At 40.3% G+C, this 13,125-nt stretch carries 15 protein-coding genes; all 15 read left to right on the top strand.

Features of this window, described 5'->3' with window-relative positions; all coding sequences use genetic code 11:
• Nucleotides 1-7: 7 nt before the first annotated feature.
• Nucleotides 8-553, top strand: coding sequence for an accessory Sec system protein Asp3 (asp3, locus tag IGJ28_RS06785; protein WP_438845298.1), 546 nt, complete (start codon nt 8-10; stop codon nt 551-553).
• 88 nt (nt 554-641) lie between these two features.
• Entirely contained in the window at nt 642-890 is a 249-nt protein-coding gene (locus IGJ28_RS06790; protein ID WP_438845299.1) for a hypothetical protein, read from the top strand.
• A gap of 16 nt (nt 891-906) precedes the next feature.
• Nucleotides 907-2,346: a glycosyltransferase gene (locus tag IGJ28_RS06795; protein ID WP_438845300.1), complete on the top strand. Its 1,440-nt coding sequence runs from the start codon at nt 907-909 to the stop codon at nt 2,344-2,346.
• On the top strand, nt 2,336-3,184 hold the full coding sequence (locus tag IGJ28_RS06800) for a DUF2963 domain-containing protein (protein ID WP_003127568.1): 849 nt from the start codon (nt 2,336-2,338) through the stop codon (nt 3,182-3,184). Before IGJ28_RS06795 ends, IGJ28_RS06800 begins: the two co-directional genes overlap by 11 nt.
• 7 nt (nt 3,185-3,191) lie before the next feature.
• Nucleotides 3,192-3,725, top strand: a complete 534-nt coding sequence (locus tag IGJ28_RS06805; protein WP_003127569.1) for a hypothetical protein — start codon at nt 3,192-3,194, stop codon at nt 3,723-3,725.
• Between the two features lie 83 nt (nt 3,726-3,808).
• The gene (locus IGJ28_RS06810) at nt 3,809-3,991 is read left to right on the top strand and encodes a hypothetical protein (protein ID WP_005471830.1); all 183 of its coding nucleotides are present in this window, start codon (nt 3,809-3,811) and stop codon (nt 3,989-3,991) included.
• A gap of 46 nt (nt 3,992-4,037) precedes the next feature.
• Nucleotides 4,038-5,024, top strand: a complete 987-nt coding sequence (locus tag IGJ28_RS06815) for a helix-turn-helix domain-containing protein (RefSeq protein WP_081131225.1) — start codon at nt 4,038-4,040, stop codon at nt 5,022-5,024.
• Nucleotides 5,021-6,037 (top strand): sugar transferase, encoded by a 1,017-nt coding sequence (locus IGJ28_RS06820; RefSeq protein ID WP_103300949.1) that lies wholly within the window; start codon nt 5,021-5,023, stop codon nt 6,035-6,037. Before IGJ28_RS06815 ends, IGJ28_RS06820 begins: the two co-directional genes overlap by 4 nt.
• Nucleotides 6,034-6,417: a hypothetical protein gene (locus tag IGJ28_RS06825; RefSeq protein ID WP_003127574.1), complete on the top strand. Its 384-nt coding sequence runs from the start codon at nt 6,034-6,036 to the stop codon at nt 6,415-6,417. Before IGJ28_RS06820 ends, IGJ28_RS06825 begins: the two co-directional genes overlap by 4 nt.
• A 70-nt stretch (nt 6,418-6,487) precedes the next feature.
• Entirely contained in the window at nt 6,488-7,831 is a 1,344-nt protein-coding gene (locus IGJ28_RS06830) for a hypothetical protein (RefSeq protein WP_252712196.1), read from the top strand.
• Nucleotides 7,832-8,209: 378 nt separating this feature from the next.
• A complete protein-coding gene (locus IGJ28_RS06835; RefSeq protein WP_103300947.1) occupies nt 8,210-9,145 on the top strand; it encodes an alpha/beta hydrolase in 936 nt (311 codons plus the stop codon).
• 12 nt (nt 9,146-9,157) lie between these two features.
• Entirely contained in the window at nt 9,158-9,460 is a 303-nt protein-coding gene (locus tag IGJ28_RS06840; protein ID WP_225585961.1) for a GNAT family N-acetyltransferase, read from the top strand.
• 209 nt (nt 9,461-9,669) lie between these two features.
• On the top strand, nt 9,670-9,906 hold the full coding sequence (gene secG / locus IGJ28_RS06845; protein ID WP_003127578.1) for a preprotein translocase subunit SecG: 237 nt from the start codon (nt 9,670-9,672) through the stop codon (nt 9,904-9,906).
• A 122-nt stretch (nt 9,907-10,028) separates the two neighbouring features.
• Complete coding sequence (locus IGJ28_RS06850; protein WP_003127579.1) at nt 10,029-10,784, top strand: alpha/beta hydrolase; 756 nt, start codon at nt 10,029-10,031, stop codon at nt 10,782-10,784.
• Nucleotides 10,785-10,787: 3 nt separating this feature from the next.
• On the top strand, nt 10,788-13,121 hold the full coding sequence (gene rnr, locus IGJ28_RS06855) for a ribonuclease R (protein ID WP_171917937.1): 2,334 nt from the start codon (nt 10,788-10,790) through the stop codon (nt 13,119-13,121).
• Nucleotides 13,122-13,125: the final 4 nt, after the last annotated feature.

Here is a 13,125-nt window from a genome sequence, read left to right on the forward strand (position 1 = left end):
GGAGTCGATGAATCGCATGTACCGTATCAAGTGGGGGATCGACTTTAATGATAATTACAATTATGGCGCAAAAATAGCCTACACATCCTCTGGTGACGTCGCTTATTCTTCACCTCTGATGCCTCCTGGCGTCAGTATTAAGTCCTGGTATTCGAAAACAGAATTTCACAGTAGTCGAAAATCACCTATGTTGCCGATGTTGCTGCCTGGACACGAGTACGAGTTAACACTTCATGCTGAATTCGATCGTAAAGAAGCAGTCCAGCTGCTGGTGGAATTTTTTGATAAAGACGGCTTTTTTCTTGAAAAACTGGTCTTCGAAACAACCCAAGAGAGCTTCCGTTTTCCACAAAACGCCACTGATTACCAAATTCATATGGTAAACAAAAAGCACCAACAGATTCTTTTTAAGGAATTGGTTTTATCCACTAAGGAGAACCAAGCTTTGGCGGTGGTTCCTATAGGAGCAAACTCAGGAGCAAACATTGTTGCAGTTACTCCGTTGGTGGGGGAAAGTGCTGCATTATCGGTCGTATTCGAAAAAACAGAATAGTTATGTCAAAGAATATTCACTTCCTGATTGTGAAGCGGGATTATTTATTGAACCCGGTGTTACGGCTGCTTCATCGTTTTTGGAAGTTTTGCTTGAACAAATCTATCAGCGAATCGATAATCCTGATCAAATCACCCTTAAAATGGGACAAAATTTTTCTTTACTGGAATCCTGTTATCACGATGATTTTTCTATACTGGCTTTATTATTTGCAAAACCAAATAAAGAAACTGAGTCAACTGAGCTTATGCATCGTTTGCAGAAAAAAATCGTACTTAATCGAAGGGCACTGAATGTATTAGAAAATTTAAAAGAAAATAGAAAAAAATCAACCTAAATAAAAGGGGGACATCATGAATTTTTTTGTAAATAAAGCAATGGGAATCGGCAATTCTGGTGTGGAACATGCACAGTTCTACCGTGCTGCTTGTTTTGATAGAAAAAATATTCCGTATAAATATATTTTTATGGAATTAGTAAAGAATCTTCATGAAGCGATGGCAGCTTGGAAGATACCAGACAATAAAGTCATCTCCATGTGGGAATATTTTGCCCTAGAAGGTGACTATTTAAGACAAGGAGCTAAAGCGAATTTTACCGCGAAACAGGATCTCTTGGTAGACGCCACGAACACGCATAGGATTAAAGAAACCATCACATCATCAGGATTGAAAATCGTTGAGCACATGGAAAAATCCCCTAGCCGAAAAAAAGAAGGGTTATTGCTAGTTTCAGATTATCGGTTAGAGATTTTTGACTATCGAACGAATCAAAGAAAAATCATGTACAGCTATCGCAATGATCCTCATCGAGGAAGAGTGATGACGAATATTCACTTGTTTGCTTTTAAGGGCAAACATCGCTTCTTTAGAAATGAAGTCTTGCTGCAACGCTTTTTCTTTAAACAATTGATGGAAGAGTTCCCAGAAATCAAAACTATCATCATTGATCGAGGAGAAGAAAGTGAGGCCGCCTTATATGATCATTGTCCTCCAGAAATCAAATTGATCGAAATAGTACATGCTGATCATTTATCTGATCGTGATGTACCTCGTGCGCCTCTTTGGAACAATTATTATGAATATGCATTGACGCATTTAGAGCAAGTTACTCACATCGTTGTTGCGACAGAATTGCAGAGACAAGATCTACTGATCGATTTTCCAAACGAATCCGAAAAAATTGTGACGATCCCTGTGGGGGGGATTCGCGATATGACAGAAGAATCATTTGAAAAAGGCAAACAACAGGCGGAGAAGTTTGTGACGGTCTCTCGCTTGGCATCAGAAAAGCACATTGATCTTGTGATACGTGCAATTGCTGCAGCAAAAAAAGAACATCCAACGCTCTCTTTAGATATCTATGGTCAAGGCGGAGAAGAAAGCAAGTTGAATGCAATAATCAAAGAGCTAAATGCAGAAGAATATATTCAATTAAAAGGCCACTCCCATGCGATCAATGAGGTATATCCCAATTATGATGCCTTTATTTCTGGCTCTTTTTCAGAAGGATTTGGATTGACCTATATCGAAGCATTGAATGCGGGATTACCAATTGTGACGTACAAGGCACGTTTTGGGGCGATGGAGTTGATCAAAGAAGGGGTCAACGGGTATTTGAAAGACTTTTCCAGAAATGATGATACCTACAATGTCCAGCAACTAACAGAAGGAATTCGTCAGTTAGTCGCTACTGATTTAAACCAACTTAAAGCCAACACCCGCAAGTCTGTCCGGATGTTTCAAGACTCGATAATTGCAGAGAAATGGAGTGAGTTGATCGATGCATTATGAATTAGTCACTGTGATCCGACCCAATGACCGGATATGGATGACACAAAAATCACGAATCAAAGAAGGAAACCAAGTGTTGTCTATCTCACCAAGTCCAAATTTTCAAGCGATGCTTCAAAAAGAAGCGGTGCAGGGAATAAATATTTTAGATCAAGTCACACAACGGAGCCACGATCCAGAAACCTTTTTATTTTTTAACCAAGTCCCAACGGCTTATTGTACAGAAGTCTATATGAACGAAGATCGTACCATTTCGTTGATTACAGACGGGGATGAAATAGGCAAAGTGAGCTTATACCCTATGACTAGAAGACATGTCAAAGAGGTACGGTACTTCTATCCGGATGGTACGATAGACTTCATTGAAGAATATGCCGCTGACGGGAAATTGTTCTCAACTATTTATTATTGTAACGATCAGGTTCAAGAGATTGCTTTTTTCAATGATCAGCAGCAAAGCATCTTGAATTATTACTTTTATCAGGGAGCAATCAACTTGGTCACGATTCGTGATACTGCAACATTGAAGGTAACCCAGAAATTTAATACAACACTTGATTTCATTCGGGAACAGTTAGCTTTGCGGTTAACAGAAAATGATACCGTGGGAATTTCATACATGGGATTAGAATTGTTCGCTTTAGCAACATCTAATTCAAGAAATACCCTGTATCTAGAAGAGTCGCCTCTTGATGGCAAAGGGAATATCAAAGGAAATTTAATGAGTATTTTAGATGATCACATCCCTTACATCCATAGGGTGGAAGTGGATCAGAAGAATTATCAACTATTGGCAAATAAGAATGTTTGCATGGACAAAGTTGTCTTGAAAGGATGAAGACGAAATGAAGAAAATGAAGGTCAATGAATTGTATGAGCAAATCATGTCATTAATCAAAGAAAACAGCGGATCCATGCTCTCTTTTGAGAATGAGCAGGAGGAAGCAAAGCGCATCCTGCATCAACAAAAAGAATTGATTGATCAATTGATTCAGATCAATCAAGAGATGAAAGCAATGATCAATAAGTCAGAAAATGACATCGATCTAAATGAGATCCAAGCGTTAAAAAAACAATTCAATGCGTCTTTTGAGCAGCAACAGGAAGAGCAAAACAGATTGCAAATGATTTATGAAAAACTCTTTTCTGCTTACGAGGTTGAAAAGCAAATGCTTCGGACGTATTTCTTGAATGAAACCGATCAGATCATTGATATGTTGACCTCAACCGTAGAAAGACAGGATAGCGAAGTGAGTCAATTGAGTCAAGAGCTGATTCATGAATTGCGTTCATTAGAAGAAACAGAAGTAGAAGCTAATACAGGTGCAGAGGAAAACGAACCAACAGAAAACGTTGCAGAAATGAGTGAGTCGCTATAGCTGGCAACTGATCAAATCCAATAGTTAAACACTGTATTCTTCATAGTTGTTAGCTGGAAATAAACTGGGGAGAGGTGATTTCGTTGGCAAATAATCAGTTAGATAAAACGATTCAAGCAGGATTTCAAGAAGAACGAGAAAACGTAAGAGATCACTCGGAAGAGAAAAAAAAAGGGAAAGCTGTCACCATCGTGCTTTCCTTGGTTATGTCGATCGTGATCCTTGGATCGTTGGTCTATTCTTTGTTGGAAGCATTACAGAAGTAAAAATTGGAAATAGGTCCTGCATTTTAGAAAAAAGGATTTGAAAAATATGGAAACTAGATTACTAAGCGTTTGTCGATTAATCAGTACGATCAACCCAGACTTAAAGATACCTGATACATCAGTAGTTGCTGTCAATATTGATCGCGAGAAATTAGAAGAAATCCGCAAATGTAAAGGTCTATCTGTGAAGTCTTTTGAAAGAAAGATTGGGTTATCTCGCTCACGATACTATAGGTGGGTACAATATGAAATCGACCTGCCTTTCGAAATGGTTGTTGGAATCAAGAAAATGTTGAGCATATCAGATACCGAATTGTTAGACATGTTTGCTATGTCAACAGATGAACAACTTCATCTATTAAGTGTACTGATTTATAGCTCTTTATCAACGAAAGAGGACATGTTCGTCACCTTTCTCAAAGTCAGAAAAGAGTTAGAAAAATTTCGTCCTGCTACTGAGGATAATGTGATGTTTAAACTTATGCTGGCCTATTCTGACCTCGTGTTCGGCTGTATGAACCAGAAAGTCCCACAAGCAAGTTTAGAGATGCTTGAAACATTTTTTCTCGGAACTGATTTTTATACATTGTTTGATAGTCTCTTATATTTGGCTACGTTGCGCATCAAACATCGCTATGGATTGCAATCCTCTTCTTTAGAAAAACAAATTTTTCTGTTAGAAAGCTGTCTATTAAAGAAAATAAATGCAACTGACTTTACTGAACTGCGACCAGTTTTAGTAGGAGCCGTATTGGATTTGTCGGAATGTTTGGTAGATATGCAACGCTGTGAAGATGCCATTCAATTGCTTCAACATGCGAGTCGTTTAATGGAAGAACATTGGCATATTGATGTCTACAATCAAACGGTTCTAAAGCTAGTCAAATATCTGATCCTTACAAGGAATACTTCGCAAGAAGATCCAGCTGTGCAACTGTTTTCCAAAAATTTGAAAGGTGCAGAATGGTGCTTACCAAAAGATGAAGTGATGTTTGTGCGAGCAATGATGGAAAAGGAGATGGGGCAAGCGTGAATCGGTGGGTGACGACGATCATTGAATCGAATGCAGCAGATTCAGTCAAAAAGGCGAAAGCAGATGTTTGTGACATTGCCAAGGGGATGGATTATCAGCCTTTATATATTTATCGTTATATCGATGAGAATGAAGATGATTACGCACTTACCTCGAGGATCGATGGCATTACAGCTGGTGTTGCCAATCAAGATATGGTGGTCTACCAATATCCAAGCTATAATGGTGCCCATTTCGATCGGATGTTTTTACAAAGAATGAAGCAAAGAGGGATCTATACGATCTTATTCATCCATGATGCTGAGATGTTGCGAGGGAAAGTCGACTTTGATGAAGCTGCTCTTTTCAACGAAGCCACATTATTAATCGTTCATAGTCAAGCTATGCAGACAGCTTTAGTCGAACGAGGAGTGACCCGAAAAATGGTCCAAAAACCGTTTTTTGACTATCGACACAAGGAAGTAAGTGTCAGTCATGAGAGACCAGAAAAACGAGTTGTCTTTGCAGGGAATTTAGCAAAAACCCTTTTTTTACAGCAATGGCCCAATCGCACTGAAATTCTCGTATATGGTGAAAAGAATGATCGCCCTTTTGGCGCAAATGTCCATTATTGTGGTGTATTTGAGCAAGAAGAATTGATTCGCAAGATGGAGAAGAATGGCTTTGGTCTTGCGTGGGATGATAAATTGCCAGCTGGTGGTGACTATCAACAGTACACGAAGTATAATGCGCCTCACAAAATTTCATTGTATCTCTCATTAGGCATCCCTGTCATTGTATGGCAACAAGCAGCCATAGCAGAGATGGTACAGAAACTAGGACTTGGGATTGTTATCGCTGGGATTGAAGAAATTGACCATAAATTAGGTGAGTTAACAGATGAAGAAATGCTGCGAATGAAGAACAATGTTCTTTCATTTAGTTGCTTACTGCGATCGGGAATATTTACTAGGACTGCACTAGTGGATTCAGAAGTAAAAATACTCCTAAACAAAGGGGCAAATCAAGAATGACACAATCGATGATCACAAAGAAATTATCCGCAATCGTCCAGATCAGCGAGCTAGACCAGATGCTAGCAGAGATGAATCAAACGATCGAACAACGGGATAGTAAAATTGAGCGATTAAAGCAAATGATCTCAGAAAAAAAACAGTCCACCATTGGGTATCGCGATTTTTTTATTCTGAAGAATAGTCAAGATGAGCTGAGAGATCTTTGCCAAAAAATTGACTTGCAGCGGGTCAAAGTCAATGACCTTTTGGAACATGTACGCAATACAAAAGCGATTTTCAACGATTTGTTTTTTTTAGAAACAGAAGTCAACGAACAGGCGAAGAAAATACAAGAACTGTCAAATGCATTCTTTATTCAAGCGGAGACAAAAGAGTAGCGGCTGAAACAACAACAGAATGTTTGGGGAGCAAGAAATCATGACAAATAGGGAAGTTAGGAGGATTAGTGTGGACAAAATCATTGCATTAGACATTGATGAATTTCGAGTAGGCGTCGTTGGCTATGGTTATCAAGATGTCAGAAGTTCTGTTTATTCAGAAGTCAAAAAAAATAATCTGCAGTATCTTTTAGGAAAGAATAATGAACCGACCCACTCCAAAAACAAAGTTGGGGAACGAATTCTTCTCGGGGGAAGCGAGCAAGAAATTACTTGGGGCTTCGACAAGTTATATAGTCGACGTTCGAAGGCTTACCAAACCTTTGGAAATCCATTGGCAGCCATTGGAGACCAAAATTTTAAGACATATATCAAAACGATACTTTCTTATTTAGTAGAGAAGAGAACCTCGCTTTTCACTGAAATTGCAAAGGATTGCTTTAGCTGCTCATTGTGCATTGGCGTAGCAACAGAAAGTTTTGACCAGCTGGCTGAAATCGAGAGGCAACTGGCAGATGAATTCGAGACAGTCGTTAATGGTACCCACTATCGGATACGAATCGAACGAGTAAAACTGATTCCCAAATCGCTGGCTGTGATTTTTGAAAGTAGACGAAACGATATTCATTTAATGTTAGGCGTTGAAGAAATTCTGGCGGGATTGACTTATGTGTTTGAGATTAATGATCATTATCTAACTTGTGACAGTTATGAAAATGGCGAACTGATCAAAAGTACAAAAGTTACAGACGGCTTGTATGAATTAGCCGGCAACGTGGTACAAGCTTACCAAGAAAATGAGGGAAATCATCCCACGCCAACTTTTGATTTGGATGCTGGGGTAATCTACGATATGCTGGTCACAACGAAGAAGAACAATCCATTTATTGTGACGATCAATGGACGTCAGACCGTCGATTTAACCGAAATCGTAAAAAAAGAGCTGACGGCTTTGACGGATCAATTCATTGATTATGTCAATAGTGATCAGGATGTTCAATATGCGGATACAATACTGATCCGGGATATTTCTGCAGGAACGATCAATGAAAACACAGTGAATCAGGTATTAGCTAAAATGGGGCTATCTTGTAAAGTGTTTAATAATAAAAATGCGCTGGGAATGTATTTATTTGGGGAATTGTTCTGGCAAGACCAACCGAAGACTTCGGCTGATCGCTTTGAGGATAGCCGTCCATCAGCTATGAATCATTGTTTTTCAGAACCGGAAGTGCGTGCAGAATCTGCACCAATCGAAGAGTACGTCGAATCAACTAACCAAATTGATTCCGAGCTATCAGAAGTTACCGAGCAAAAGAGTCATTATCGAAGCTCATCTGTGGAAGCAATTTTTGCAGAACAGTCAGAATTGCTTAAATTCTTGATCAATGATGACAAGGAGCCTTCCATTTAGCAATGAAAAAGAGAATTTTGATCGATAAACGATCAAGATTCTCTTTTTCTCGTGGTTGGATTTTTTTGCTTAAATCCGATACTCGAATAGGGCAAGAATTGGTCATCGGCAATCATCTATCAGCCAAACTGTCGCAGATGAATGAAGGATCATTCTGTGCTTTAATCTTCTTCGGAGGTTTGCTCCTTCTGATTGCTGGTATCTTCAGCTACCGTCACCGTAAAAAAATCTTTGGGGAAAATCAATTTATCTGGTTCAGAAATGTTTTTTCTCAAAGTTTTTTGATTACTGGTTATTTTATAAGGACACCTAAAATCTGTTTAAATTTTTGGCTCATTTGCTGTGCAGATGGTACACTAGAGTCAAGGGAGGGATCCTATGCTTTGGCTGATAATTGTACTTATTGGACTGATTGCTGGGTTATACTATATTTACCGAACTGCAGTCCTAAAAAAAGGTGTACGTTATTTTGTATCTGCTCTGATCATGCGCAATAACCATTGGTATGAAAAAGAAGGCAGAAAACAACTTGTTCCTTCGGGACAGCGATCACAGGAAGCACCTTCAACTTTCTGGCAAGAAGGGTCCGAATGTACCCTTACTGCAACGGATGATGTTCTGTTACATGCACGGGTCTTTGATCAGTGTGCCAAAACATGGGTGATTTGTCTTCATGGCTATCGCAGTTCTGGACAAGTCGATTGTCAAGATGCCGCGGAACGCTTGTGGCAAGCCGGACACAATGTCTTAGTGCCAGATCTTCGCGGACACGGGCAAAGTGAAGGGCTTCAAATCGGGTTAGGCTGGTTGGATCGCTTAGATCTGATTCTCTGGATCGAGAAATTAGTTGAAAAAGATGCGCAATGCCAGATTTTCTTGTATGGTCAAGGGATGGGGGCCGCAACAGTCCTCTTAGCGAGTGGAGAAGTATTGCCTATTCAAGTTCGAGGATTGATTGCAGACAGCAGCTATACCTCGATCTATAGTTTGATACGAGCCAATTTACCGCGTCTTTCTGGATTACCCGTCAAACGGTTCCTGCGTATGGCAAATCGTTACAGTAAACAATTAGTAGGGTACCCATTTCTACAGATCTCTGTCACACGCCAACTAGGCAGTAACCATTTACCTGTTTTATTTTTACATGGTTCTGAAGATCCATTTGTCTCAGCAGAAGAAACAGACACATTGATGGAAGCAACTGCTGGGGAGAAAAAACGAGTCATTTTTCCAAAGATGGGCCATCTTCAAGCGGTCACAGAAAGTCCAGAATATTGGCCGACTATTCTACAATTTATCCAGGCAACAGAGTAATAGTGCATTTGAATTTTTTTAACTAGAAAGGAATGTGAAAAAATGGAAATCAAAGAAGAAAACAAACGTTTTGCCTTATACGATGACGGCAAGGAAATAGGAGAAATCACCTGGCAAGAGGCGCCAGACGATGTGTTGGTGGTTGATCATACATTTGTTGATTCTGCGTATCGCGGTCAGAAGTTAGCACAAAAATTACTGAATGCGGTGGTAGAAAAAGCGCGCCGCGAAGATCGAAAAATCATGCCAGTTTGTTCATTCGCTGTCAAAGAGTTCAAAGAAAAATCAGAATATGATGATGTATTGGCTCGCTGAATTTCGGTAGAAAATGATTGAGACAACAGTCGTGCAACAACGATTTTTATGTTGCTGTACGGCTAGTGTCTTTTTTTGTTCCGGGATTTAGTAGTTGTCTTGTTTGGATGCAGGGAACATCGCCATAGCATCAATAAAATATACTGGAAAAAAGGTCCCGAATGTGGTAGAGTTAGAAGGACGATTCTAGCAAGCAAGGAGGAGCTATCGTGTACAATATATTATTAGCAGCAGTGATTGTGATTTCTGTGATCATGGTTATTACGATTATGATGCAACCAAGCAAACAAAATAGTGCTGCCAGCGCGTTTACGGGTGGAGCAGACCAATTGTTCGGTAAACAAAAAGCGCGTGGATTTGAAGCGGTAATGCAACGTTCAACTGCCATTTTAGGCTTTGTATGGATGGTCTTGCTATTTCTTTTGGCCTATTTGTCATCAAAATAATTGGATGAAATTTGGAACCTCTCGGCTGCGAGGGGTTTTTTCTTTGCCAAAAATCTTATGAACGCATTTATCGTTGAAATCATCGAACTATGGTAGAATTGGACGTGAGGTGAAACGAAGAAATGAAGAATTTTAACCAACCAAAACCAGTGTTTGCTCCCCACGGAGATCGGGCAGTGATTTTGTTCCATGCTTATTCTGGTAGTCCCAATGATGTGCGGATGCTTTGCCGGTTTTTAGAACAAAAAGAGTATACTGTTTATACACCGATGTTTTCGGGTCATGGGACAACAAACCCTGAAGATATTTTGAATCAAGGGATTCAACAATGGCGAGCAGATGCCAAAGCAGCGATTGAATTTTTGAAAGAAAAAGGTTACCAAAAAATTGCTGTGTTGGGATTGTCAATGGGAGGCATCTTTGCCATGAACAGTTTGACACAAGCGGAACCTGCGCTAATCGGTGGTGGGCTATTCTGTTCACCGCTCTTTGAAACAAAGAATGATGTGCCGCGAAATTTTGAAAAATATGCAGAAATGATTCTGCAATACTCTTCTTATTCATCCGAAGAGCAGCAAATGATTTTGGCTCGCGTACCGCAACAAGTCAGAGATCAGCTGCTAGAAATTGAATCGATTGGGCAAGAAACAGCAACTAATCTTGACACGATCGATGTGCCTGTTTTTCTTGCACAAGCAGGAAGAGACCGTATGATCGATCCCCAGACGGTTTTTCGCACAGCAGCAGCATTGTCTCATGTGCCCTACACATTACAGTGGTATCCACATAGTGGACATGTAGTGACTGTCGGCCCAGAACGAAAAAAATTAGAACAAGATGTTTGGGCTTTTCTGGAAAGCCTCGCTTGGGAAGGGTAAAAAATGAAAGAGACGATTAAAACAAAAATTATTCAGTTCATGGAAGAAAGCCGCAAGAAAAGCTTTTCCATGGAAGAAATTGCCGAAGCATTGCAACTGCAAAAAAGCGAGGATTTCAAAAATCTTGTTCAAACAGTAGCCGCAATGGAACGAGAGGGGAGCATTCTCTTCAATAAGAAAGGCAAAGTCAAATTGCCAATGCAGCGAGTCTTAGTTGAAGGAACATTCCGAGCAAACGAACGAGGCTTTGGATTTGTGAGTATCGATGAGGAAGAAGAAGACATCTATATTCCTAAAGAATCGACTGGCTATGCGATGGATGGAGATACAGTTGCTATCGACATACTTCATGCTGCTGATCCTTTTTCCGATAAAGGGGCAGAGGGCAAAGTCGTTGAAATCCGCAAACGGGCAGTCACACAAGTTGTCGGTGAGTTTACACTCTTTGATGAAGCGGAGATCCAAGAAACAGACCTCTATGGAGTCGTTCAGCCAAAAGATAAAAAAATGAATGAGTTAAAAGTATTCATCGGTGCAGAAGGCGTTCGTCCGGTAGATGGCAGCATTGTGATCGTTGAGATCACTCACTATCCGGAGAAAGGCTACTCTAAAAGCTTGGAAGGACTAGTCAAAAAAGTAGTTGGTCATAAAAATGATCCTGGAATGGATATTTTGTCGATCGTCGTAGCTAACGGCATTCCGACAAAGTTTGAAGAAGCAACATTAGCGGAAGCTGATGCAGTTCCTGATGCCATTGATCCGGCACAATTCCCAGAACGTCGTGACCTGCGGGAACAATTGATCGTCACGATCGATGGGGCAGATGCGAAAGACCTTGATGATGCGGTCACCGTTCGTAAATTAGCCAACGGCAACTTTTTCTTAGGGGTCCATATCGCAGATGTTTCTTATTATGTGACAGAAAACAGTGCCCTAGACAAGGAAGCTTTTGAACGAGGCACCAGTGTCTATCTGACCGATCGGGTCATTCCTATGATCCCTCAGCGGCTGTCAAATGGTATCTGCTCACTGAATCCTCACGTTCCGCGGTTGACAATGAGTTGTGAGATGGAAATCGATTCTTCAGGTAAAGTGATCAAACATGAGATTTTTCAAAGCATCATTCAAACAACAGAACGAATGACTTATCAAGCAGTAAATGAAATCTTGGAAGACCAAGAGCCTGAGACAATGGCTCGTTATGCCTCGCTTGTTCCGATGTTTAAGGAAATGGCTGAATTGCATCAAATCTTAGAAGCGATGCGCGTTCGGCGGGGGGCAGTTTCTTTTGAGGATCGTGAAGCCAAAGTATTGGTTGACGAAGCAGGGCATCCTCAGGACATCCTTCTTCGCGAACGAGGAGTTGGCGAACGATTGATTGAGTCCTTTATGCTTGCTGCTAATGAAACAGTGGCAGAGCATTTCAACAAACGTCGATTGCCGTTCATTTATCGGATCCATGAAGAACCAAAAGAAGAAAAAATGCGGCGCTTTTTTGATTTTGCTTCTGCGTTAGGAATTGTTGTCAAGCAGACAAAAGGCTCCATCACGCCCAAAGATCTACAAAAAGTCGTGGAAGATGTTGCAGATAAACCTGAAGCGATGGTGGTCAACACCATGCTGTTGCGAAGTATGCAACAAGCAAAATATTCTGAAGATAACTATGGGCATTATGGACTGGCTGCAGACTACTATACCCACTTCACATCACCGATCCGCCGATACCCCGATTTGATCGTTCATCGGCTGATTCGTTCATACAGTACTGATCCGTCAGAAAGCAATCAAGAAAAGTGGGAGCAGAACCTTCCAGATATTGCTTTACACAGTTCACAAATGGAACGAAGAGCAGTGGAAGCAGAACGTGAAGTAGATGCTCTTAAAAAAGCTGAATTTATGGCCGATAAAGTAGGAGAAGAGTTTGATGGGATTATTAGCTCAGTAGTAAAATTCGGACTTTTCGTGGAGTTGCCGAATACCATCGAAGGGTTAATCCATATTACTGCATTGAAACAAGATTACTTCCATTACTTGGAAAACCACCTCGCATTAGTAGGTGAACGTACTGGGCAAACGTTTAAGATCGGACAAAAAGTTCGCATCAAAGTGATCAAAGCGGATCCAGAGACTCGCGAAATCGATTTTGAATTGATTGAAGCAGAAGAAGTCGTACGAATCCAACAGCCTAAAAATAAGCAAAATAAAGAAAACAAACAGCGAAGACAAACCTCAGATCGACAGAAAAAAGAAAATTTACGGGGAAAATCTTCTCGTAAAAAGAAAAAAAACGGAAATTCAAAAAAGAAACCTTTCTATAAAGGAATTAAGAAAAAGTAGGAGA

This window comes from Enterococcus sp. AZ091 (assembly GCF_051714805.1).
Classification (GTDB): Bacteria; Bacillota; Bacilli; order Lactobacillales; family Enterococcaceae; genus Enterococcus_D; species Enterococcus_D gallinarum.

Coding starts and splice junctions, on each gene's coding strand:
- asp3 (WP_438845298.1), top strand. CDS start 8: ATGAATCGCATGTACCGTATCAAGTGGGGGATCGACTTTAATGATAAT.
- IGJ28_RS06795 (WP_438845300.1), top strand. CDS start 907: ATGAATTTTTTTGTAAATAAAGCAATGGGAATCGGCAATTCTGGTGTG.
- IGJ28_RS06800 (WP_003127568.1), top strand. CDS start 2,336: ATGCATTATGAATTAGTCACTGTGATCCGACCCAATGACCGGATATGG.
- IGJ28_RS06805 (WP_003127569.1), top strand. CDS start 3,192: ATGAAGAAAATGAAGGTCAATGAATTGTATGAGCAAATCATGTCATTA.
- IGJ28_RS06815 (WP_081131225.1), top strand. CDS start 4,038: ATGGAAACTAGATTACTAAGCGTTTGTCGATTAATCAGTACGATCAAC.
- IGJ28_RS06825 (WP_003127574.1), top strand. CDS start 6,034: ATGACACAATCGATGATCACAAAGAAATTATCCGCAATCGTCCAGATC.
- IGJ28_RS06835 (WP_103300947.1), top strand. CDS start 8,210: ATGCTTTGGCTGATAATTGTACTTATTGGACTGATTGCTGGGTTATAC.
- IGJ28_RS06850 (WP_003127579.1), top strand. CDS start 10,029: ATGAAGAATTTTAACCAACCAAAACCAGTGTTTGCTCCCCACGGAGAT.
- rnr (WP_171917937.1), top strand. CDS start 10,788: ATGAAAGAGACGATTAAAACAAAAATTATTCAGTTCATGGAAGAAAGC.